The sequence below is a fragment of the Arthrobacter sp. E3 genome, from assembly GCF_017353415.1.
Taxonomy (GTDB): domain Bacteria; phylum Actinomycetota; class Actinomycetes; order Actinomycetales; family Micrococcaceae; genus Specibacter.
This window is the reverse complement of the sequence record NZ_JAFMPX010000007.1, coordinates 13,189-34,403: the sequence shown is the minus strand read 5'-3', so window position 1 is coordinate 34,403 and position 21,215 is coordinate 13,189. Positions and strand designations below refer to the sequence as shown.

General features: G+C 60.3%; 21 protein-coding genes. 9 read left to right on the top strand and 12 right to left on the bottom strand.

Going from position 1 to position 21,215, the window contains the following annotated elements:
- Window positions 1-51: 51 nt before the first annotated feature.
- The 4 genes from JMA46_RS04955 to JMA46_RS04940 form a co-directional block, all read right to left on the bottom strand.
- On the bottom strand, window positions 52-1,857 hold the full coding sequence (locus JMA46_RS04955) for an ABC transporter substrate-binding protein (protein WP_207344194.1): 1,806 nt from the start codon (window positions 1,855-1,857) through the stop codon (window positions 52-54).
- A 695-nt stretch (window positions 1,858-2,552) separates the two neighbouring features.
- A complete protein-coding gene (locus JMA46_RS04950; protein ID WP_207344193.1) occupies window positions 2,553-3,164 on the bottom strand; it encodes a hypothetical protein in 612 nt (203 codons plus the stop codon).
- Window positions 3,161-3,946, bottom strand: a complete 786-nt coding sequence (locus JMA46_RS04945; RefSeq protein ID WP_247647064.1) for an endonuclease/exonuclease/phosphatase family protein — start codon at window positions 3,944-3,946, stop codon at window positions 3,161-3,163. The genes JMA46_RS04950 and JMA46_RS04945 overlap by 4 nt, the downstream gene beginning before the upstream one ends.
- 92 nt (window positions 3,947-4,038) lie before the next feature.
- Window positions 4,039-4,842, bottom strand: a complete 804-nt coding sequence (locus JMA46_RS04940) for a glycosyltransferase family 2 protein (RefSeq protein ID WP_207344191.1) — start codon at window positions 4,840-4,842, stop codon at window positions 4,039-4,041.
- A 202-nt stretch (window positions 4,843-5,044) separates the two neighbouring features.
- Between JMA46_RS04940 and JMA46_RS04935 the strand changes: the two genes are divergently transcribed.
- Both JMA46_RS04935 and JMA46_RS04925 read left to right on the top strand, forming a co-directional pair.
- Complete coding sequence (locus tag JMA46_RS04935; protein WP_207344190.1) at window positions 5,045-5,530, top strand: nucleoside deaminase; 486 nt, start codon at window positions 5,045-5,047, stop codon at window positions 5,528-5,530.
- A 1,067-nt stretch (window positions 5,531-6,597) separates the two neighbouring features.
- Window positions 6,598-6,750 carry a hypothetical protein gene (locus JMA46_RS04925; protein ID WP_207344188.1) on the top strand — a complete coding sequence of 51 codons (153 nt, stop codon included), beginning with the start codon at window positions 6,598-6,600 and terminating at the stop codon, window positions 6,748-6,750.
- 503 nt (window positions 6,751-7,253) lie between these two features.
- Here the strand turns inward: JMA46_RS04925 and JMA46_RS04920 are convergent.
- Window positions 7,254-7,736: an isoprenylcysteine carboxylmethyltransferase family protein gene (locus tag JMA46_RS04920; RefSeq protein WP_207344187.1), complete on the bottom strand. Its 483-nt coding sequence runs from the start codon at window positions 7,734-7,736 to the stop codon at window positions 7,254-7,256.
- Window positions 7,737-8,006: 270 nt separating this feature from the next.
- On the opposite strand from JMA46_RS04920, the gene JMA46_RS04915 reads away from it, so the two are divergent.
- The 4 genes from JMA46_RS04915 (at window position 8,007) to JMA46_RS04900 (ending at window position 11,190) form a co-directional block, all read left to right on the top strand.
- Complete coding sequence (locus tag JMA46_RS04915) at window positions 8,007-8,636, top strand: hypothetical protein (protein ID WP_207344186.1); 630 nt, start codon at window positions 8,007-8,009, stop codon at window positions 8,634-8,636.
- Window positions 8,637-9,151: 515 nt separating this feature from the next.
- On the top strand, window positions 9,152-9,844 hold the full coding sequence (locus tag JMA46_RS04910) for a histidine phosphatase family protein (protein WP_207344185.1): 693 nt from the start codon (window positions 9,152-9,154) through the stop codon (window positions 9,842-9,844).
- 24 nt (window positions 9,845-9,868) lie between these two features.
- Window positions 9,869-10,423 (top strand): DUF3090 domain-containing protein, encoded by a 555-nt coding sequence (locus JMA46_RS04905; RefSeq protein WP_207344184.1) that lies wholly within the window; start codon window positions 9,869-9,871, stop codon window positions 10,421-10,423.
- Window positions 10,423-11,190 carry an SCO1664 family protein gene (locus JMA46_RS04900; protein WP_207344290.1) on the top strand — a complete coding sequence of 256 codons (768 nt, stop codon included), beginning with the start codon at window positions 10,423-10,425 and terminating at the stop codon, window positions 11,188-11,190. The genes JMA46_RS04905 and JMA46_RS04900 overlap by 1 nt, the downstream gene beginning before the upstream one ends.
- Window positions 11,191-11,330: 140 nt before the next feature.
- On the opposite strand, the gene JMA46_RS04895 is transcribed toward JMA46_RS04900, so the two are convergent.
- Together JMA46_RS04895 and ychF are read right to left on the bottom strand one after the other, a co-directional pair.
- On the bottom strand, window positions 11,331-11,771 hold the full coding sequence (locus tag JMA46_RS04895; RefSeq protein WP_207344183.1) for a YtoQ family protein: 441 nt from the start codon (window positions 11,769-11,771) through the stop codon (window positions 11,331-11,333).
- 150 nt (window positions 11,772-11,921) lie between these two features.
- Entirely contained in the window at window positions 11,922-13,007 is a 1,086-nt protein-coding gene (ychF, locus tag JMA46_RS04890; RefSeq protein WP_207344182.1) for a redox-regulated ATPase YchF, read from the bottom strand.
- A 131-nt stretch (window positions 13,008-13,138) separates the two neighbouring features.
- Between ychF and JMA46_RS04885 the strand changes: the two genes are divergently transcribed.
- Window positions 13,139-14,335: a DNA recombination protein RmuC gene (locus JMA46_RS04885; RefSeq protein WP_207344181.1), complete on the top strand. Its 1,197-nt coding sequence runs from the start codon at window positions 13,139-13,141 to the stop codon at window positions 14,333-14,335.
- Here JMA46_RS04885 and JMA46_RS04880 read toward each other — a convergent pair whose 3' ends face one another.
- Together JMA46_RS04880 and JMA46_RS04875 are read right to left on the bottom strand one after the other, a co-directional pair.
- Window positions 14,336-15,415, bottom strand: coding sequence for a 4-hydroxy-3-methylbut-2-enyl diphosphate reductase (locus JMA46_RS04880; protein ID WP_207344180.1), 1,080 nt, complete (start codon window positions 15,413-15,415; stop codon window positions 14,336-14,338).
- Between the two features lie 10 nt (window positions 15,416-15,425).
- A complete protein-coding gene (locus JMA46_RS04875) occupies window positions 15,426-16,259 on the bottom strand; it encodes a hypothetical protein (protein WP_207344179.1) in 834 nt (277 codons plus the stop codon).
- A 165-nt stretch (window positions 16,260-16,424) separates the two neighbouring features.
- Here JMA46_RS04875 and xseA point away from each other — a divergent pair, with 165 nt between their 5' ends.
- The gene (gene xseA / locus JMA46_RS04870; protein ID WP_207344178.1) at window positions 16,425-17,729 is read left to right on the top strand and encodes an exodeoxyribonuclease VII large subunit; all 1,305 of its coding nucleotides are present in this window, start codon (window positions 16,425-16,427) and stop codon (window positions 17,727-17,729) included.
- The gene (locus JMA46_RS04865; protein ID WP_207344177.1) at window positions 17,726-18,004 is read left to right on the top strand and encodes an exodeoxyribonuclease VII small subunit; all 279 of its coding nucleotides are present in this window, start codon (window positions 17,726-17,728) and stop codon (window positions 18,002-18,004) included. The genes xseA and JMA46_RS04865 overlap by 4 nt, the downstream gene beginning before the upstream one ends.
- Window positions 18,005-18,068: 64 nt before the next feature.
- On the opposite strand, the gene JMA46_RS04860 is transcribed toward JMA46_RS04865, so the two are convergent.
- The 3 genes from JMA46_RS04860 to JMA46_RS04850 all read right to left on the bottom strand — a co-directional run bounded on the left by JMA46_RS04860 (window position 18,069) and on the right by JMA46_RS04850 (window position 21,194).
- Window positions 18,069-18,923 carry a polyphosphate kinase 2 family protein gene (locus tag JMA46_RS04860; protein WP_207344176.1) on the bottom strand — a complete coding sequence of 285 codons (855 nt, stop codon included), beginning with the start codon at window positions 18,921-18,923 and terminating at the stop codon, window positions 18,069-18,071.
- A 14-nt stretch (window positions 18,924-18,937) separates the two neighbouring features.
- Window positions 18,938-20,155, bottom strand: coding sequence for a pyridoxal phosphate-dependent aminotransferase (locus JMA46_RS04855; RefSeq protein WP_207344175.1), 1,218 nt, complete (start codon window positions 20,153-20,155; stop codon window positions 18,938-18,940).
- 67 nt (window positions 20,156-20,222) lie between these two features.
- On the bottom strand, window positions 20,223-21,194 hold the full coding sequence (locus tag JMA46_RS04850) for a glycine betaine ABC transporter substrate-binding protein (protein WP_207344174.1): 972 nt from the start codon (window positions 21,192-21,194) through the stop codon (window positions 20,223-20,225).
- Window positions 21,195-21,215: the final 21 nt, after the last annotated feature.

Sequence of the window (21,215 nt, the reverse complement as noted above, 5' to 3'; positions counted from 1 at the left end):
CCGTCAAAGAAGGGGACAAGCATCCTGTTCGCCGAGGCCAACTTGCGAGGGCTACTTCACAGACGACCATTGAGCGACGCTTTGCCACGGGCCAAGGTTCAACGCCGAACGCTGAACCCCAGCAACATGTTTGCCCGAAGCACTCAGCGTGCTGCGCTGAAAGAGCGGCAGTCCATAGCCAGCGTCCACGGCAAGCTGGTCAATCTGTAGCTTCAGAGCATTCTGCTTGGCCTCGTCGGGGTTCACGGCAAGTTGTTCCGTGAGTTGGTCCACTACCGTATTGGAAAAGTTATTGAAGTTGGAGACGGCTCCGGTCCGGAAGACCTGTGGGATCTGGGCAGAACCGGTGGGGTTGCTGGTCCAGCCATAGATGGCCACATCAAAGGCACCCTCCTTGAGCGCACCGATCCATTCACTTGCGCTCCGCCCGGCGTCGGTGACGGAGAAACCAGCCTCAGTCGCTGCGGCTGTGATCAGCGAATACTCCTTGACTCGGTCTGGATCATCCTTGTTGTACAAGATCCGCACGGTGGGCTTTGCGCCGTCGAGCAGTTTCCTGGCCTTGTCAGCAGCAGCGGTCTCCAGTGCGCCGGTGCGGAAAGCCGATGTTCCGTTGCTCTGTACAGCTTCCTTGTACGGCACTTGAGCTGGGCGGAACACAAAGGAATTCAACACTTCGGCATTCGGATCCATAGGCTTGGCGACTTGGTCAACAATGGCCTGTCGCGGAATGGTGGACAGGAACGCGCTGCGAAGATCCGGCGGTGAAAGAACGCCCTTGAAGTTCAGCACCACTTGGTCAAAGCCCAAGCCTTGTCCCTGCTGGATTTGCACGCCCTGTGACTTCATCTCCGCCAGCGCGTCAAATCGCTCTGCTGTAAGTTCCGGACTGATGACATCGGCGGTCCCGGCTTTCAATGCAGCCACTTGTTTGTCCGAATCTGCCTCGTAATGCACGGTGAGCGAGTCGAGTTTGGGCACCTGGCCCCAGGTGTAGTCAGGATTCTTAGTGAGGACCAGATCCTGCCCTGCTGTGATGTTCTTGACCAGGAACGGACCGTTGGACAATGCGAGTGAAGGGTCGGGCATGCCGCGGACGTCGAAGCCCGTGTTCCAAAAATCAGCCACCTTGCGCAGGGTTGGGTTGGCTGAGATGGGGAAGGCGGGGTCGCCATGGGGCATGCCTTGCAAAATTTCTGTCAGCGCGGCGGCATCTTGGAAGCCTGAACGAAGGGCAACGATGTGCGCCGGCACGTCCACCGTGGATCCGAGCGCTGTCTGCCAATCAGAAAACGCGGTGGAGTACGTCAAGGTCAATGACATTCTGTTGTCGCCGATGACAGGAAGGCCGGTTTGCTTCAGGCCCTTGTTGTCCCCCGCTGCATGAAAATATGCCGTGCCCTTAGTTACAGCAAAGGACGCGCCCAACGTGGCGTCATCAAAGTAGCCCGAGGCTGCCGCCCACTGCAAGAACAGGTCATCGGCGGTCACTGGAGCCCCATCAGACCATTGGACACCACTGGCAATGGTGTACTTGATGGTCAGCGGGTTGTCCTTGACCTTTTCAATCTTGCCGAACTTTTCGTTACTGGAGATTTTTAGTTCATCGTCCACGGAATAAAACCCTGAGTGGGTGGCTGCCCCGATCCGGGTGTTTATCAGGGTGCTGCCGGTGACACTCGTGGCGTTGAATGAACTGAACGGGGCGCTTTCCAGGACGGTGACATTGCCACCGACGGCCGCCGTCGTAGTTTGTGTGGTTGCGATGGGGTCGGGGGTTGTTCCCGTGCACGCCGCCAGGCTTAGTGCCAAGACTGCGGCCGCCGCCAGTACTTTGGATATGCGTCCGCGCCGCATTCCACCTCCAGGTCTTTACGTCAATATGGGCTTCGGGATGAAAGTGCCGTTGGCCCGTCCCTGGAATCAATCCTGCTTGCAAGAGTACCGCAGCACTCTGGACTGTGATGATGGCTGTGGCGTCGGAAGGACCAAGCTGCTGGTTTCCCACTTGGAGGTCCTGGCGTCCAGCCGCGTTGACATTGGCCGAGGCGCCGATTTCATGCGGGTGGTGATGGCAGACCCGGAAGGCACCGAGTTCTGCCTGCTCCGGCCCCTTCGATGTGGAGCTTCAGCCCAAGCCCACGATGGAATAACCGTTCCAGCCCAGATCGCACAGGAGACCGGCAGCCTGGCCTTTCGCTGCTGCATCGTCGCCTGAGACGAACATAGTGCCGGGCTCGAGCTCGGATGGTTGACGAAAACTTTGCGGGCGCAGGTGTTTATCGTTTTGACCACTTTTGCATCCGGAGCAGCTGTTGCAAGTATTAATCCAAGCTGGATTCGGTGTAAGACAACGTGTTGGAGGATGCGGCTGCGTTAGCCACACCGATGAGCGGCTTGCCACTGAATTCCTCGGTGCCTCGTGCAGTGTCTGTGGGAGTCGCAGCAGGGTAGGGAAGGTCATCCCGGCTCCACGTGCCAGACTACGTTCATTGCGTGCTGGCCGGCCCACAGTGGTTCATGCTGAACCAAACGCATCGATGGATCCGGTGTTACTTGGACGATCTGGGGACTTCGGAGGGGTTGGACTGCAACGTTCGCAGCAGCGGTAGAAAGACGATTGCGAAACCGGCACACAACGCTCCGAATCCACCCACCGCCATATCGCCGATGGTGTCGTCGTAGGCGGTGTAGATCGCATCACTGATGTAGGTGCCGCCGATCCATTCGACCATCTCCCAAAGGGCACACAAAGCAAGCCCAATAGTCGTGGTGAGGATTAGGCTGGCTGTGGAAGCCAATCGCGCCGTCTCCGGGGCAGAGATAATCCCAACCTGAGCCAGGAGGAGGTAAACCCCTGCCGCAACAATGCCGGTGCATACAAAATGCTCCGCCAAATCCCACCACCCGATCCTTGTATAGAGATCGAGGACGTTGCTCCAGGCCGCAACCAGCAACGTGCCGCCGAACACCAAGTCCGCCCATGCCTTCATCCCAATAAAGCGTGGAAAGAAGAGCCCCGGCAGCGCGAATGCGACGATCCCAGCGTCGGTGGCGTCGAAGAATATCGCTGCGAGAACAACGCTGAGCACTCCCAAACCACGAAGCACATCTGCTCCCACGTCGACGGTTCCCCGCAAAGGACGCAGGAAGTTCTCGATCATTCGCTGCCCCCGGCCTCGCGCAGAACCATTACCGCTTGAACGGGCAGGTGATCCGATGCCCAGCGCCCGGCATGGAGCTGGGCATTGATGGCGGCTCTATCGACGCGAAAAGCCGGTGAGGCCAGAATCCAGTCAAGGCGTTTGCCATTGCGGAGGGGTCTTTTGTAGTTCGGAAAGGTGCCCCACTCCTCGCTCTCATGAGCCCGTGACACGTCCCAAGTCTCTGCGAGCCTGCCATCTTCGAGCAGCACACGCAGAGGCGCACTTTTCACTCCAGCGTTCAGGTCACCGGTGACCACAGCGGGCAAATTTCCGGTGGAAACGAGGCGGCCTACAGCTTGCGCGGAGCGCAGGCGCGACCGCGCGGACAAGTGATCGAAATGGGTGTTGACTGCCATGAAATGTCGGGCGGTGGCACGATCCACAAAAGTTGCCGAAACCATAATGCGGGGGATGACATTCCCCCACGACGTGGACCCCGGGCTGGTCGGATGGTCGGACAGCGCTGCCTGTTGCCAATCGAGCATCTCAAGCCTTTCGGCGTCGTAGAACAGTGGACAGCTTTCCCCGCCGCCGGGACCCCGGCCCCTCCCCACCCATCGATAGTCTCCCCCCAATGCTCGGGCGACGAACTCTGCTTGGTCCGCGAGCGCCTCCTGCACTCCCAACAGTGTCGGTTTTTCCGCGCGCAAAAGAGCCTCCACTGCGGGTGCACGTTGATCCCATCGGTCCACCGGTCGAGGAATAAGATGACGGACCCGACGTCGGATATTCCAGCTCATCACGTGCAGCGCCGGAGATGCAGTGGGACCAATGAGATGCCCACTGCACGGTGGGGTGGGCTGCGTGGCCCTGGCGCGGGGGTCGTGGCTGTTCATCGGTTGGCCCGCATGGACGCTGCGAGGCTTTGGTAGCCGAGCACTAGCATCCGAGACCACCTGTGGGGAGGGAAATCTCGGGGCCAATGGACCGCGACGGTGCGAAAGCCCCTGTAGGTCCGCTGTCGGAACGAACTAGCGCTTCGGAACGGGCGCATCGACATGCCCATCGCCTCGGTCTTGACGTAACGGACTCGATGACGCTCGCCGATGTGGAACGACAGATCGAGGTCGTCGTGGAGTTCCGGGTCGTCACGATGCACTGATTTCCGCACGGATTCCCAGACTTCACGGCGCATCGCCAGGTTGGACCCGAACAGGGGGCGATGACCCAACGCCGGCGCAGTCGCAACGGTATATGTGAAAAGGTAGACTGCTGCCAGCGGAGCCCTGAGTATCGCAGGACCATCAATGAACCGGGCCGGACCCGTCAATGCTGCGACGTCGGGGTGATCTTGAAAGGACTTCAAACTGTTCTCGATCCAAGACGCTGGAGGAACGCAATCGGCATCAAGACGGAAGATAAAATCGCCGGCAGCAAAGTCATAACCGCGTGAACTCGCCGCCGGTATGCCGGGTTCAAGGCATCCAATAACCGTTGCCGCAGCCGCTTCCGCTGTCTGCACCGAGTCGTCCGATGAACCGTTGTCCACCACAATGACCTCGTCGGCCAATCTGGTTTGCGCGGCAAGCGCCGCGAGGCATCGCTCCAGCATGACACTGTCATCCTTAACCGGGATGACCACGGAAACCACTGGTCGCTGAGGGGCCTCGTGCACGCCCTCATGCTTAGTCCGCATGCTCGCTCCTGTCCGGCTGCCTATCCCCTAGGTTAGCGCGTTGGTCCGGGCTCTGCGTGCAGGGACGTTTGCCACCATCATCCTGCATTCTGGGCCTCCAGCTTTATTGACATCGCCGCCGAACTTCTCCCACCACTGTCAAATCAGGTTTTTGCGTTCGCACCAGTTCCACGTCGCATACGGAGGCTATAGGGTGTTAGCCATGGACACCCAAGCAACTTCCGAAGATCAGTTTGTGCAGCGCTCCGTCGATCTGGCACGCGAGAACGTCGACGCCGGGGGCAAGCCGTTCGCCTGCCTGTTGGTGCGTCACGGAAAAGTGGTCATCGAAGCGACCAACCAGGTGGCACAGACCGGAGACGTCACTGCGCACGCCGAAATCCAAGCGCTGCGCCTCGCAGCCGAGCAGGGCCTGAGCGACCTCGGCGAATTCGACATCTACATCACCGCCCATCCTTGTCCCATGTGCCTGGGTGCGCTCTACTATGCGGCGCCACGTGCCGTAATTTACGCAGCTACGCGTGAGGAGGAAGCCGAGCACTATCAGGACGGCAATCAATACATGACACTGGAAACCTTCTACGATGAGTTCCCCAAAGCCCCGGCCGCTCGCAATCTGCCTATGCGCCAGGGATCCAGCGCAGATCCCGCAGCATCTTTCCGCCACTACGCGCAAATCAACAACTAGTTGCGTTCAGGGGCGGGCATGATGTTGAAGAAAAGTGGGCGCAGTAACATGAGGAGTTTTTCACCCTGACTCCCCGTGCCTTCGCCACACACGCACCATCGCCTGAAAGCACCGCCATTCTGCAACAACAGTTGAGTGATGTGACTTTTCTGCATTGGCGAGTCGACCCAGCCATGGTGGCGCCTTAAATGCCCGCAGGATGTTCCCCTGGCGTGATCGATGGGGGTACAAGGGTGGGGCTCATCGGGTTTCAGATGTCCAGGAGTTTTTCTTGGCGGTCCCAGCATTTCTTGGCTCGGCAACTTTCCCTAAGTCAACGTCCGTCTCTACTCTAGTGATGAACGCGGCCACCGCGAAGGGTTGTCTTTCGTAGTCTCGAGACATCACATTTCTTCCCGGTGCTCATTGCGCGAGTCGTCTTTGGGCTGAACTACCAGTGAGCTTCAATGAAGCTTTAGAAGCGCGATGGCAAAGTCGCCTACCTCAGAAGCGGCACGGTCGACCCGACGCCGCTTCGCATATGATCATGCTCCCGAGTGCGAATGCTGCGACCAACGCTAAGATCGCGACCGATCCGATGGCAACGTTTCTGACGGCACGCTGGGGCCTTCACGGGATTCATCGCGGCCACACCATCTACTGCCGTACCCAGCATGAACCAGGGCCGCTGCAGCATGCCGAACTCCTGTATTTGAACGATGGTTTGCTGGCACCTGCGGGCTTCAGGGGACTCGCCGACGCGGTCCTGATTCGGTGCTGTGCGCCGCCTAAGCCATCACCGTCTTCGTGGCGCTGCTGGAACGCCATCGTCTTGGTTAATCGAATGAATTGATTCCCCCTGCGCCGAGTTAAAGAGCTTTTCCCCTGCTGCCTCGGCTTCCTCCAGTCCGGGTTAAATTCCCGCGCTAACGGGCCAGTTAATCTGCCACGTCCCGGGCAGCGACGTCGCCGGAGTAGAGTGCGCCTTGGTTTGAACCTGTGCACCTGAGGTCTCTTGTTATCAGCGTCCTGCAGCCCGTCCACTGGGGGCGGATTATCTCAAGCGGCGGTTGCTGGGTAGGGAGAGCATGAGGCACAACGTGGTGAACCACAACCTCGCAGTTCCGAATGCGGACTTGGTAGAGGCGCTGAAGGTCACGGCGGAGGGCAGGCTCTTCCGAAAGCCCATCAGGGCGATCCAACAGCGTCGTGGCCTCCACAAGATGTTCTCCAGCAGGTGAATAAGACGGCGCAGCATCGGGCACGACGGCGGTGCGCCAGATCCCCCCGGCGGGTCCGCCACCGGGGCCGGTGGCACCATGAGAAACCGATCGGTCTACGGCCGGTCCGAGGTCTTGGAACCACTAAGTGGTCAGTCCGTTGGGTCACCGGCGCCTCCAGTTCGGTGAGATGAGCGACGTTCTCGGAGGCGACGATTACCACTACTGTCCGTTCCCGGATGGTGCCGTTGGCCCGGCCCTGATATCAATAATGCTTGCAAGAGTACCGCAGCACTTTACACAGGGCTGTGGCACCAGTAGACAATGGTCGCGGGAGCCTACGCGTTGAGGTATTCTCCTTCGACTCGGTAGGGCTGCACAGATCGCGCATTTTTAGGCTGTGGCGCTTGACTGGCAGATCGTCGACGACGGCGATCCCGACGGCAACGAGTTCTGCGTGCTGCGCGCCCTACGGCCAGACGAGCGTGCCGGGTAGCAGTCACCGGGCGGCGTCCCCTTGGCATTCAGCGCCCCTTGAAGCAGTCCAAGGTACGCCGTCCAATCCACCGGGGCGTGCGGGCACAGTATTGGAGGTATGCCTCCCCGAACAGGCTGCGCAGGGCATGCTCTTCACGGACAATCTGAAGGCGGTCCGCCACCACTACAAATCCGGCCACGGGCAGCAGCGCCTGCCAGGATCCCCTACTGACCGCATGGGCCAGCAGCATCCCGGCCATCGCCGCATACATGGGGTTGCGTGTGATCGCATTGGTGCCGCCAGTGACAAGGGTAGAGGCGCTCGCCGGGACTGTGGGATCCACGGTGGTGCCATGCCGGGTAAAGGAGGCGAAAGTGGAGAATAGAAGCGTGCCGGAAGCAGCCATCAGGATCACCGAAGCCGCCCGGCGGAGCCGCCGGCATTTCTTGCCCTTGGGCGTGAATCGCTGTACCACCCCAGCTGCGACCATCGCCACGGGCGGAACAGGAATACCCTCATGCTTGCTCATGCTTGCTCCTCACCTGGCGTTGCACCATGTACTCAGGCTAATCCTTCAACTGGCGATAGGTCGAGGCTCTATCCGGACGCACAGACCACGCCGTTCCCAGGCTCTTGACGCTGCAGCGTTGGACGGTACATGTTCACTCTGCGCAGTGACGCCGTGAACGGCCCCTTGAAGAATCTCTGTGCAGCCTGATGACTCGTGAGTTCCGCTCGATTACACTGTATGGATTCGAGGTGCCCCTCGATGGCGAACTTTCTGGCGAAAGGCTCCCCCATGAGCGACGAAATACCCAGTCGGAACTTCGGAACGCCAAGCGTTGAGACCGCGCCATCATCACGCCGTCGGCTCGTCGCCATCACAGCCATCGCCGGTGCCTTGCTTGTCGCCGTCGTGGTGTTGCTTATGATCCTCATGACCCGTGGCACGTCCGACCCCGTCTCGGCTCCGGGCCTCTCCACACGTCCCACACCAGGCCCAATCTCGTCACCCAGTGATGCCCCATTGGCAAGTTCAGCCCCGTTGGCCAATCCCCCACCACTTCCTTCTTCACCACCTGGCGATGCTCCGCAGGCACTCACCCCGAGTTTCAGCTCTTTCTCCGCCCCGGCAGAAGAGTCCGGATGCTCGACGGGTGGTCCTAGCTTTGCCCCCACAGCGCCCGGGGTGAAAGTATCGTGGGCGACCACCGGGGCCGTTGAAGTGTGGTTCGTTGTTGGCAACAGCGATGCAGCAGACTCACGATTCATGCAGCTTCCGCTGGCCGGCACCCAGGACGACTTCCCCTACCCAGGCGATTTCGGATGTTCCAGGGACAGTGTTGACTACACACTCACACTTGTCGGTGCTGGCGGAGAGCACGTGCACAAACGCTGGACGGTCATAAATACCGGCGACAAGTTCTAGTGTCGATCTCTTGTGTGCAGGCACTCTCCGTGAGAGTCTCACCGGATGAATGAGTGAGAGCTGGCCGCTCGGGTCAGTGGTCGTCAACGATCTGGAGTTCATGGAGACCTGCGTCGGTCAACATTCAACAGATCCGCCACCGGTCCTCAATCATGAAACTGCGTTGATTGCCCCGAACGCCTTCAGCACTTCGAGCACGTTTCCCGGTGACACGGGTTGGCGATGCGTCAGCCAGCCGTGCTTGTGCTTCCGAATGTCAGGATGATACGACCAGTGCATCACCTGAGGATCAACAGCCCTGGACGTAAAACCGGAACTTCATCACGTTCCAGCACGGGACCACCCTTCGGTCGTCCCGTGCATCACGTGAGCTTGTCTATGCGTACCGAGTACGTCTGGGCATCTTGGAGTGCGTCGGCGTGCATGAAGGGTTCCGCCAGTACTATGTCTGCCTGGTCACCCAGCCAACCGATGCCGTCCACACCCCCATCGAGGGAAGTGACTAGGCTAGGTGGATGGCGACAGTTATTCTCGTGCGGCACGGCCGCACCACAGCCAATGCCACTGGGCTGCTGGCCGGCCGGGCGGAAGGCATCGATCTAGACCAGGTCGGGCGCGACCAAGCGGTCCTGACCGGAGTCCGTCTCGCTGCTGTGCCCCTGGTCGGGGTGGTGTCGAGCCCTCTTGAGCGTTGTCAGCAGACCGCCCAGCTCATCCTCGATCGCCAGGCTGGCACTCCGAGCACGACGGTCGATCCGGATCTCATCGAGTGCGATTACGGCCAGTGGCAGGGCCGCGCACTGCGTGATCTCGCGAGCGAGGATTTGTGGCCGATGGTGCAGTCGCAACCGTCCGCCGTCGTATTTCCCGGTGGTGAATCAATGGCCGGGATGCAGGCTCGGTCCGTGGCAGCAATTCGACGCCACGATGCAGCCTTCCACGCCGAGTACGGGCCAGGGGCTGTGTGGGTGGCTGTGAGCCACGGTGACATCATCAAGTCAATCCTCGCCGACGCGCTCGGCATGCACCTTGACTTGTTCCAGCGCATCAACATTGGTCCTGCCTCTGTATCGATCGTGCACTATGGCGTTAGTCGTCCGACCGTCCACGCGACCAACACCACCGCGGGCGATCTGTCGTGGCTGTCGAACGGCATCGTCGCTGGTGATGCGCCGGTGGGCGGCGGTGCAGGGCAAAAAGCGCCGTGAACCAAATGTGCCTAGAATACAGATATGCCTACACGTATCCACGAGTTTGACTGGCCTGATCGGGCTGTCGTTGGCACCATCGGCCTTCCGGGGGCGCGAACCTTCTACCTACAGGTGCGCGCAGGAGCGCAGGTGGTGAGTGTTGCCCTTGAGAAACAGCAGGCTGCTCTGCTTGCGGACAAGATCGACGAAATTCTTGACCAACTCATCACCGTTGAAGGCAACCCCTTCAGCGTTCCGACAAGTACTCCCATTGAACTTGTCGACAATGACCAGCTCGACGCCGTTCTGGAGCAGTTTCGCACCGGGGCCATGAGCTTGGGGTGGGACCCAACCACGGCCCAGGTCGTCATTGAGGCCCACCCCATCACCATTGTCGACGCTGATGACAACGACGAATGGCTCGTAGAAGACAGCGCCAACGAGCCAGAAATGCTGCTGGTGCGAATACCGGTCGGCACCGCCCGCGCATTCGCCATGCGCACCCGCGAGATCGTGGGCGCTGGGCGTCCGACGTGCCCACTCTGCGGTTTCCCCATGGACGCCGACGGGCACATTTGTCCCCCTCCCGAGATCTGATGTCCGCGCCAGACCTAGCGACCTCTGAGCTGACTCTCACCGGCCGCATCACGACGGCTTCAAACGCCACTTTCCTGGGCAGGATCGGCGACGTGGTGGTGGTCTATAAGCCGATAGCAGGCGAAAGTCCGCTGTGGGATTTTCCCGAAGGATGTCTGGCTCATCGGGAGATGGCCGCGTATCTTCTCTCGCAGGTCTTTGGCGGGCACGTCGTGCCGCACACCTGGCTGCGCGATGGTCCGCTGGGCGAAGGAATGGTGCAGCTCTGGCAGGAGCAAGACCCCGCCCAAAACGCCGTGGACCTGGTCGCAACGGACCTTGTGCCGGAGACGGGCTGGAAACAGATTCTCGAGGGACGCGATGAGACCGGTCGGATGATCGCGCTCGTTCACGAGGACTCGCCGGCGCTGCGACGCATGGCGGTGTTCGACATCATCATCAACAATGCCGACCGCAAAGGCGACCACATACTTGCGATGGCCGACGGAAGCCGACACGGTGTGGACCACGGGCTCACCTTTCATCGTGACCACAAGCTGCGCACGGTGCTGTGGGGATGGCTGGGAGAGGATCTGACCGCTGAGGAACTCGACGGCGTAGACCGTGTCAGCGAAGGCCTTCACGGTGGGCTGGGCCGAGAACTGGGGGACTTGCTCACTGCCGGCGAGATCGCATCGCTCGCCGCGCGTTGCTCCCAGTTGCGCTTGGCAGGGCGGTTTCCGGCGCCGAGCGGCAAGATGTCCGCGGTGCCTTGGCCCCTATTCTAAGGACATTGCGGTACTAGCTACGCAGGCTGTATTCCGTTGAAGCATCATTTCGATGGAACAACCGGTGGCAAAAAAGTACATGGCCGCTAAGAACACGTGTTCTTAGCGGCCAACGGTAAAAGTTTCAGCGAAGTTGGAACTTATGCCTTGAGCACGTATTGCAGTGTCTGCACCACCTGCTCGGTGGTCGTGCACCAAGCCTGAGCCTCGGCGTCGACCTCCTTGAGCGGATGGACAATATCTTCGTCATGCAACGTTACGTATGGCTTGCCCAGCGCGGCGCAGTAGCCAGCATCGAAGGCGGCGTTCCACTGTTTGTACTTGTCCCCAAAGCGCACCACCACCAAATCACTCTGTTCAATCAAGGTGCGCGTACGAATGGAGTTGACCTTGGCGGACTGGTGATCACGCCAGAACTGGCTGGAGGTCGCGCCGAGATGGTCGCCTGCGGCGTCGCTTGCGGGGTGGTCGGTCACCGGCGCCGTAAATTCCACGTCCAGCCCGGCAGCCTGTGCGCCGCGCTGGATCTCGTCGCGCCAGTCGGTGTGAATCTCACCGGAAAGATAGACATTAAAAGTCATGGTTGGAAGCTCCTTCATAAGTGCCGGACGAATCTGAGATTGATCTTGTAGTCAACCATCCAATAGATCAGCGGAAAGATCCAGCGGCCGGTAGGGGGTGAAACGCGCAGGGTTCTCTGCCGCCGCGTTACGAGTTCAGACCGTTGAGTGTCAGACGTTAAAGCGGAACTCCACCACGTCGCCGTCGTGCATAATGTATTCCTTGCCTTCGATGCGCACCTTGCCGCGGGCCTTGGCCTCGTGCATGGAGCCTGCCTCCATCAGGTCATCAAAGTGGACCACTTCGGCCTTAATGAAGCCACGCTGGAAGTCGGTGTGGATGACGCCGGCTGCCTGCGGTGCGGTGTCGCCTTGGCGGATGGTCCAGGCGCGTGATTCCTTCGGCCCGGCCGTCAGATATGTCTGCAGGCCCAGGGTGTGGAAGCCCACGCGTGCCAGCTGGTCGAGTCCGGATTCCTCCTGGCCGCTCATCTCTAGCATCTCGCGTGCTTCTTGTTCGTCCAGTTCAACGAGGTCGGCCTCAAGCTTGGCATCCAGGAAGATGGCGTCGGCCGGTGCCACCAGTGCGCGCAGTTCTTCCTTGCGCTCCGGGTTGCCCAGCACGGCGTCGTCAACGTTGAAGACGTAAATGAACGGCTTGGCCGTCAACAGGCTCAGTTCCTTCAGGTATTCCATCTCCAGCTTGTCGCTCTTGACGGAGGAAAAAATGGTGTCGCCGCGTTCGAGGACGGCCAGGGCAGCCTTGACGGCGTTGAGCTCTGCAGCTTCGCGCTGCTTGAGCTTCACTGCTTTTTCAAGACGCGGGACGGCCTTTTCGACGGTCTGCATGTCAGCCAGGATCAGCTCGGTATTAATGGTCTCCATATCGGAGCGCGGATCAACCTTCCCGTCCACGTGGATCACGTCCGGGTCGTCAAAGACACGGATGACCTGGGCGATGGCCTCGGCTTCGCGGATGTTGGCCAGGAACTTGTTGCCCAGGCCCTCACCTTCCGAGGCGCCCTTCACAATCCCGGCGATGTCCACGAAGGACACCACGGCCGGGAGCAGGCGTTGGGAGCCGAAGATGCCGGCAAGCTGTGCCAGGCGGGGGTCCGGGAGGTTGACGACGCCGATGTTCGGCTCGATCGTGGCGAACGGGTAGTTCGCAGCGAGCACGTTATTGCGCGTCAAAGCGTTGAAAAGGGTTGATTTGCCGACGTTGGGCAGTCCGACGATGCCAATAGTAAGAGCCACGGTATGTGATTCTACAGTTAGGGCCCGCTTTTGTGCCTATTGCGCCGCTTTGCCAGCCTTGCACGGCCGCGCAGCACTTGGCGAAACGCCGTGAAACGCGGAATGTCAGTGCCCCGTGCGAAAGTGGTTCCATGAATGGAATTGGCTGGCTTGTAGCGATTTTGATGTTGTTGGCAGGGGTGCTTCTGGGCGCTGCCTTGGTTGCCCGGCTGTTGTTGGCCAGATTGCGCGGCGCTGAGGGGGAAGCTGACGCGGCCCACAGCCGTGCGGCAGACCTGAACGCGCGTTTTGCCGCTGCCGACGCTGAGCGCCGGCTGTTGTCCACTCAAAACCACGCACTGACGGCACAGCAGGGCTCAGACGCTTCCGTGCTCCAAGCCCTGGGACCTGTGGCGGAGAAACTCAACGCCGTCCAGCGTCAAGTCTCGCTTCTTGAACGCGACCGCGTCGAGCAGTACGGCCAGCTGGCCGAGCAACTTCGCGAGGCTAAGGACGCCGACGCCAAACTGCTGGCCACCACATCCTCCCTCGCGTCCGCCCTGCGCTCCACGAGTGCCCGCGGCAAGTGGGGTGAGGTGCAATTGCGTCGCGTGGTGGAAGCTGCCGGATTGCTGTCGCACGTTGATTTCCAGGAGCAGGTCCATACCGCAACCGACGACGGCGTGCACCGCCCCGACATGGTGGTCAGGCTGCCCGGTGGCAAAGAGCTGGTCTTGGACGCCAAAGTACCGTTGAGTGCCTTCCTCAACGCGCACGACGCCGGCCCGGAAGACAGCGTCGAAGCCCGCCAACATTTGACCCGCCATGCAAAGGCCGTCAAATCCCACATTGATGCGCTGGGCAGCAAGCAGTACTGGACTTCGGCAAAGAACTCCCCCGAACTGGTGATTTGTTTTGTCCCCGTGGAGTCCATTTTGTCTGCAGCCCTCATGGCCGACCCCGAACTGTTGGATTACGCCATGGCAAGAAACGTCGTCCTGGCCTCACCCATCTCGCTGCTGGCCATCTTGAAGTCTGTCGCCTTCACGTGGCGACAGGACGTGCTGACTGAAAGCGCCAAGGAACTTTTTGAGCTTTCGGCCCAGTTGTACTCGCGTTTGGGCACCATGGGTGAAGCAGTCTCCGCCGTTGGCGTGTCGTTGAAAACGAGCGTCGAACGCTACAACAAGCTTGTGGGAACGCTGGAGGCCAGAGTTCTGCCCACTGCCCGCAAGCTCAACACCATGGACCCCAAAACCCTTGACTCCCCCGCACCTGTGGAGGTGGCACCGCGGGGACTTTCCGCACCGGAGTTCGAAGCGCCCGGCCGGCTGGGGGCCGCCGGTTGATCACATCAGGTTGGCGCTCCGGACGCCCTTGTAGTCGGGGTCGCCAGCTGCCTTCAACGTTGCGCGCAGTTCCTTGGGCAGGGAGAACAGGATGTCTTCCTGGGCCGTGACCACTTCTTCCACTGATCCGTAGCCGTATTCGGCGAGCAAGTGCAGCACGTCCTGAACCAGAATTTCAGGGACCGAGGCACCGCTGGTGACGCCCACAGTAGCCACACCCTCGAACCAGGTCTCGTCAATTTCGTTGGCAAAGTCCACGCGGTGCGAGGCCTTGGCTCCGTACTCCAAAGCAACCTCCACCAGCCGGACGGAGTTGGAGGAGTTGGAGGATCCAACCACGATCACCAGGTCTGCCTGCGGGGCGATCTCCTTGATGGCCGACTGGCGGTTTGTGGTGGCGTAGCAAATGTCGTCGCTGGGAGGGTTTTTCAGCTTGGGGAACCGCTCACGCAGGATTTCAACAATCTCCATCGTCTCGTCGACCGACAGCGTGGTCTGGGAAAGCCAGATCAGGTGTTCGGGATCCTCAACGTGGACAGTGCGGGCCTCTTCCGGATTGTTGACGATCGTGATGCTCTCCGGAGCTTCTCCGTAGGTTCCTTCCACTTCCTCGTGGCCTTCGTGGCCGATCAGCAGGATGTGGTTTTTTTCCTTGGCAAAACGGACGGCTTCCTTATGTACCTTGGTCACAAGGGGGCAGGTCGCATCGATGGTGCGTAGGCCTCGGTCTTCAGCCGACTTGACTACGGCCGGGGAGACGCCGTGCGCGGAAAAGACCACCAGCGCACCTTCCGGCACTTCATCGTTTTCTTCCACGAAGATGGCTCCACGTGCCTCAAGGGAGGACACCACATGCACATTGTGCACAATCTGTTTGCGGACGTACACGGGTGCGCCGTAATGATCAAGCGCCTTCTCAACAGCGATGACGGCCCTGTCCACCCCAGCACAGTAACCGCGGGGCGCAGCCAGCAGTACGTGCTTTTCACCCGTCACTGGAGCAGCGGCGGCAATGTCTTCCGGCGTGCGGCGGCGGCGCGGAACAGTGGGCATGGGAACGGAAACGGCAGTGGTGCTCATGCCCACCATCCTACGTTGTACGCCTGCGACCCACCACGAGAGATACGACACCGACTGCCGCCACCACACCAGCCAGAACAAACGTGAGCGTTATTCCCCCTTGCCAGCTCTCCCTTGCAAGCTCCGCCACCTGGGCGCCAATTTGGGTGGCTGCCTCCGGGCCCAGGACCAGTGCGGAGAGGTAGCCCTGCACCGCGCCGGAGACCAGCAGCCACAGCAACGCCATGATTCCCAGTCCCACGCCGCCGGCAATAACGGTCAGTGCACGGCGCCTGGCCACGATCACTCCCAGCGCCAGAAGGTCGACGGCGATGAACACCATCCAGCCCGACCAGCCTCCCAGCGTGGCAGCCAACGGCAGGACGCGTGCGATCTCCGGCTGTTCCATGCTGACCACCACGTCCTTGGGGGTAGGCACGGTGGCACCCACATCCGCAGTAACCTTGGCCGCAACCAAGTCAACCAAGGGGGCAAGATCCAGTTGCAGGTCCCCGACAACTTCTGATTTTCCGGCTGCCGCAAACGTCAGTGCGTGGCTGCGCTGAAGAGTTTCCGACCATGCCTGCGGGTATCCGGGATCGCTGTAAATGTTTTGCGCTGCGGAAGTGATGATTTCCACGGCCAGCGTATTCAACAGTGGCGGCAGGTTCAGTGATGCCGCGGCTTTGCTGGACAGCAGCGAAGTGAGGCTTTGTTGGAACACCTTGTCGCCGCCCAACGGGCCGGCAAGCGCCACAAAGCCTTCCTGGTCCACAACATTGCGTTGCAGCCACAGGGACGGACCTGCAATGGCAGCCACTACCAACGCCACTATGACAAGAATTGCTGAACTTGCAGTGCGCATTCGCCGTCCCTAAAAAGCACAAGTACATCCGATAGTAAATTTCAACTTTAGTGCATGCCTGTGGATAGCTCCCTCGCGTGTCAGCGGTGAAAGCTAGAGTTGATGCAAAGGCCGCATCAGGTGGCCCGGCAAGACACTTTTAGTGAAGGGCGGCGAACTGCATCCATGGCGGAAACCCCTGAACGCAAAATCAATGCAACGACAGCAGCAACAGCGGCAGAGACCTCCCCAGACAACCCCTGGCCCCTGCAACTACTCAGTCAAAAGCTCAAAGCACACATTGAAAAGGCCCCACCGGCGTGGGTGGAAGCGCAGGTCATTGAACTCAACAAACGCGCCAATGTGAGCTATCTGACATTGCGGGATGTTGACGCCGAAGTTTCGCTCAGTGTGACTCTATGGGGTTCGGTGCTGGGCCGGCTGGAAGCGCCCTTGGAACGCGGTTCGCGCGTCGTGGCCCAGCTCAAGCCCGACTTTTGGCTCAAAACGGGCCGACTCTCCATGCAAGGCCAGGACATCAGACCCGTGGGATTGGGTGATTTGCTGGCCCGCATTGAAAAACTGCGTCAGGCACTGGCTGCTGAGGGTCTCTTTGACGCCCGACGCAAGAAGCCATTGCCATTGCTACCCCACAGAATTGGCCTCATCACGGGCCGTAATTCAGATGCCATGAAGGATGTTGTACGCAATGCTTCCCTGCGCTGGCCGGCCGTGGAGTTTGAGATCCGCGAGGTCGCCGTGCAGGGAGTCAATGCCGTTGCCGCGGTGACCGCAGCACTGGCCGAACTCGATGCTGACCCCCGCGTTGACGTCATTGTCATTGCCCGCGGAGGTGGATCATTGGAAGATCTGCTGGCGTTCAGCCACGAGTCCTTGGTTCGTGCCGTTGCCGCCGCCCAAACACCCGTGGTGAGCGCCATCGGCCACGAGGCCGACCGCCCTCTGCTGGACGAGGTGGCAGATCTAAGGGCATCCACACCCACCGACGCCGCCAAGCGCATTGTTCCCGATGTTGGGGACGAACTACGGCGCGTGGATGCAGCTCGTCAGCAGCTCAACCGGCGCATCCAAGACCTGCTGAGCCGTGAATCCGAGCGCCTCGCTTACCTGCGCTCACGCCCGGTGCTGTCGAATCCACACATCATGCTGTCCACCAAGTTCGACGACGTCACCGCGTTCCGTGCCCGGGCCCTGACCGCCGTACGCACCCAAGTGGGGCGCCATGGTGACCGCCTGGCCCATCTGCGCGCCCAAGTTCGTGCCCTGTCGCCGCAAAAGACCCTGGACCGCGGCTACGCCGTTGTCCAACTGGACGACAAGCGCATTGTCCGCGACCCCACCCAGGTCACCGTCGGCACACCTTTGAAAATCCGCGTAGCTGGAGGCGACTTTGCCGCAACCGGAGCGCAGCAAACCTTCGCCGGCCCCGCGCCAGCCACCTCGAACACCTCAAAAAAGGAAAACGCATGAGCCCCTCAAAAGACGCACCAACTCCCGCCTCGAACAGCACGGCAGAGAACAGCTCGGCAGCAGACAGCACCTCGGCGGGAGTGGCCGCGCTGAGCTACGAGCAGGCTCGCGAGCAGCTGATGGAAGTCGTCAACAAGCTGGAGGCCGGCAGCTCAAGCCTTGAGGATTCTCTAGCCCTGTGGGAGCGAGGGGAAGCTTTGGCAAAGCGGTGCGAGGAGTGGCTGGAGGGTGCCAAGGCCCGGCTGGACGCGGCCCGCACCACCAGTGAATCCTGAGCTCCCACCGTTATGACTTCAAGCGGGCATGGCCTGACGCGGACCACGGCGTGCAGGCTCTGGGTTAGGCGTGCTTCAGGCGGACACGTTCCGCGGCGAGGTCAAAGTCCCCTGCCGGCCATTGCAGGTTCAACGCTCCCAATGCCTTGATGAGAATTTCCTGCACAGCCATGCGGGCATACCATTTCTTGTCTGCCGGGACCACATACCAGGGAGCGTGCTCAGTGCTGGTCCGCTCAAAGACCCGCTGGTACGCGTCCATGTACTCCGGCCAGAACTTCCGTTCGTCCAAGTCTGTGGGGCTGTACTTCCAGTATTTGGTGGGATCCTGCAAGCGTGCGGTCAACCGTTCCAGCTGCTCTTCCGGGCTGAGGTTGAGCATGATTTTCACGATGGTGGTGCCAGCAGCAACCAATTCCGCTTCAAAGTCATTGATGGCGTTGTAGCGACGCTGCAGTTCAGTTTCATCCGCCCATGCGTGGACACGGTGGATCAGCACATCCTCGTAGTGGGAGCGGTCAAAAACACCGAACATGCCCGGTTCCGGCGCAGCTGGCCGCACTCTCCAGAGGAAATCGTGCGCTTTTTCCTCATCGGTGGGTGCCTTGAACGTTGTCAGCTTCACGCCTTGGGGATCCACTGAACCCACCACATGCCCCACGATTCCGCCCTTTCCGGCGGTGTCCATGGCCTGCAGAATCAGCAGGACGGACTTTGTGCCACCGAAGCGGCTTTCGGCAAACAGCTGCTCCTGTAACTGCGCAAGCACAGGTGCCCGTGCAGCCAAAGTCTCTGCACCGTCGGACTTCTTTCCCGAGAACCCGGGAGCCACATTCGTGGGCTGCCCTGCCAGGACGAATCCCGGCCCAACCCGCAGCAGTTCGGAAGGGTGGTCGCTAAAGCCGACGGGCAGTGACATGGTGGAGCCTTTCGCTAGGGTTTGTACGTGCTCAGGAACTCTGCAATGCGGCCAATGGCTTCTTCCAAGTCGAGAAGGTTTGGCAAGGTGACAAGGCGGAAGTGGTCAGGACGAACCCAGTTGAAGGCGGTGCCGTGTGAAATCAGAATTTTTTGTGATTCCAGCAAGTCCAGCGCGAACTTCTCATCACTCTTGATGGGATACGCTTCCGGGTCAAGCTTCGGGAACAGGTACAGCGCCCCCTTGGCCTGGTTGGTGCTGACCCCAGGAATGTCATTGAGCATGCGGTAGGCCAGATCGCGCTGGTCGCGCAGCCGCCCTCCCGGCAGGATCAGGTCCTGAATGCTCTGATGCCCGCCCAAGGCAGTTTGGATGGCGTGCTGCCCAGGGGCGTTGGCGCACAAGCGCATGCTGGCCAGCAGATTGATGCCTTCAAGGTAATTGGCAGCCGACGCTTTCGGTCCTGAGATCGCCAACCAACCGGAGCGGTATCCACAAATTCTGTACGCCTTCGACAATCCGCTGAACGTCATGCACAGCACGTCGTCGCCGGTGATGGTGGCGGTGTTGATGTGTTCGGCGTCGTCGTACAGGATTTTCTCGTAGATCTCATCCGAGAACACCACCAGATCGTGTTTCCTGGCCAAGTCGACCATGCCCTGAACAATGTGTTTCGGGTACACGGCACCGGTGGGGTTGTTGGGGTTGATGATCACCAGGCCCTTGGTCTTGGGGGTGATCTTCGCGGCAAGGTCTTCAAGGTCCGGCCACCACTCATTGTCTTCATCGCAGAGGTAGTGCACGGGACGCCCGCCAGCCAAGCTCACTGAGGCAGTCCACAGCGGGTAATCGGGGGTTGGAATCAGGACTTCATCGCCGTTGTTCAGCAGCGCCATGAGGGAAAGCGTAATAAGTTCGCTGACGCCGTTGCCCAAATAAACATCATCGACGTGGATGTTCTGGATGCCGCGCGTCTGGTAGTACTGCACCACGGCCGTCCGCGCGGAGAAAATACCACGCGAGTCTGTGTAGCCCTGGGCGTGCGGAAGGTGGCGGATCATGTCTACCAGGATCGCGTCCGGGGCTTCAAAGCCGAACGGGGCCGGATTGCCGATATTAAGTTTCATGATCCGGTGGCCCTCGGACTCCATCTGCTGCGCCCGCTGCAGCAGCGGACCGCGGATGTCGTAGAGGACATTGTGGAGCTTGGTGGACTGGGTGAATTCTGCCATTTACCCAATATGGCACACCGCGGCCGATGTTTGGTTACGCAACGGCCAGGCGCACGCAGCGCAATGGCTAGGAACGGGCCTTTATCAGCCCTTGTTGCAACAGCCACGCGTCGGCAGCATCCGTTACCGCGTCATAGTGTCCGTCAAGGGCCAGCCGGTTCAAGTTGCCCAGTTCATCCATGCCCAGTGCGGCACTAACCTTGTTCACACCACTTTGCGCAGTGGCCGGCACCTTCCCGGTGGCCACGAGAGGGACAATATTCTGGCTCAGAAACAACTGCTTTGGATCATCAAGCACCACCAATGAATTGTCTGCGATGGTGGGAGAAGAAGTGTGCATGCTGATCATCTGTGCGTCATCGCGCAACAGCGCCCAAAGGATGCTGTCAGCGCTGTAGTTGGCGGTGGGCTGCAGCGGCAGATATTTTTTGGGCACGCAATTGTAATCACTGCCGAGTCCGGGCAGTCCATTGGGTTTTGTCATGAACGCCTTCGTGCCGCTCATGACCAGTTTGTCGCACACCTGGCCGATGTCGCTGAGGCTCTTGAGCTGATATTTTTCTGCCGTCACGGCGGTCACCACCACGGCACTGCGGTCTTCGGCCTTCGCCGCATCCAACTGGCTGATGCCGGTGGGCAGCGCTGCTTTGAGCGCACTGACTGAGTCAGCAGCCGAACCAACAACGGCACCTGCTGCAGGGTCGACGCCGGCCAGGGCAAGTCGGGAGTATACCGGGAGCAGGTCTATGCTGCCGGATTCAAGGCTGGTGACGAGTTGGCTGGGCATCACAGGAGTGGGTACGACAGTTGCCGCAACGCCGGCTGCTTTCAAGGCCGCGGCATAGACGTGTGCCAGCAGCTCACCTTCTTGCGGATTGACACCGTCGGGCACTACGGGCGTGCCGATCTTCAGGGCAGGCGCGCTTGGCCCCTGCGACGCACTGGGGATGTTCACAATGGGTTCGGGGGTACAGGCAGTGGTTGTGCCCAGCAACATCGCAGCCACACCCAGTGCGGCCATGAGTTTCCGATGCGCCACTGCCTGCTCCTCAAACTTGTT

Bases quoted from the DNA above. Each gene is read 5' to 3' on its own strand.
- JMA46_RS04955 (WP_207344194.1), bottom strand. From the start codon at position 1,857: ATGCGGCGCGGACGCATATCCAAAGTACTGGCGGCGGCCGCAGTCTTG.
- JMA46_RS04950 (WP_207344193.1), bottom strand. From the start codon at position 3,164: ATGATCGAGAACTTCCTGCGTCCTTTGCGGGGAACCGTCGACGTGGGA.
- JMA46_RS04945 (WP_247647064.1), bottom strand. From the start codon at position 3,946: ATGAGCTGGAATATCCGACGTCGGGTCCGTCATCTTATTCCTCGACCG.
- JMA46_RS04940 (WP_207344191.1), bottom strand. From the start codon at position 4,842: ATGCGGACTAAGCATGAGGGCGTGCACGAGGCCCCTCAGCGACCAGTG.
- JMA46_RS04935 (WP_207344190.1), top strand. From the start codon at position 5,045: ATGGACACCCAAGCAACTTCCGAAGATCAGTTTGTGCAGCGCTCCGTC.
- JMA46_RS04925 (WP_207344188.1), top strand. From the start codon at position 6,598: ATGAGGCACAACGTGGTGAACCACAACCTCGCAGTTCCGAATGCGGAC.
- JMA46_RS04920 (WP_207344187.1), bottom strand. From the start codon at position 7,736: ATGAGCAAGCATGAGGGTATTCCTGTTCCGCCCGTGGCGATGGTCGCA.
- JMA46_RS04915 (WP_207344186.1), top strand. From the start codon at position 8,007: ATGAGCGACGAAATACCCAGTCGGAACTTCGGAACGCCAAGCGTTGAG.
- JMA46_RS04910 (WP_207344185.1), top strand. From the start codon at position 9,152: ATGGCGACAGTTATTCTCGTGCGGCACGGCCGCACCACAGCCAATGCC.
- JMA46_RS04905 (WP_207344184.1), top strand. From the start codon at position 9,869: ATGCCTACACGTATCCACGAGTTTGACTGGCCTGATCGGGCTGTCGTT.
- JMA46_RS04900 (WP_207344290.1), top strand. From the start codon at position 10,423: ATGTCCGCGCCAGACCTAGCGACCTCTGAGCTGACTCTCACCGGCCGC.
- JMA46_RS04895 (WP_207344183.1), bottom strand. From the start codon at position 11,771: ATGACTTTTAATGTCTATCTTTCCGGTGAGATTCACACCGACTGGCGC.
- JMA46_RS04885 (WP_207344181.1), top strand. From the start codon at position 13,139: ATGAATGGAATTGGCTGGCTTGTAGCGATTTTGATGTTGTTGGCAGGG.
- JMA46_RS04880 (WP_207344180.1), bottom strand. From the start codon at position 15,415: ATGAGCACCACTGCCGTTTCCGTTCCCATGCCCACTGTTCCGCGCCGC.
- JMA46_RS04875 (WP_207344179.1), bottom strand. From the start codon at position 16,259: ATGCGCACTGCAAGTTCAGCAATTCTTGTCATAGTGGCGTTGGTAGTG.
- xseA (WP_207344178.1), top strand. From the start codon at position 16,425: ATGGCGGAAACCCCTGAACGCAAAATCAATGCAACGACAGCAGCAACA.
- JMA46_RS04865 (WP_207344177.1), top strand. From the start codon at position 17,726: ATGAGCCCCTCAAAAGACGCACCAACTCCCGCCTCGAACAGCACGGCA.
- JMA46_RS04860 (WP_207344176.1), bottom strand. From the start codon at position 18,923: ATGTCACTGCCCGTCGGCTTTAGCGACCACCCTTCCGAACTGCTGCGG.
- JMA46_RS04855 (WP_207344175.1), bottom strand. From the start codon at position 20,155: ATGGCAGAATTCACCCAGTCCACCAAGCTCCACAATGTCCTCTACGAC.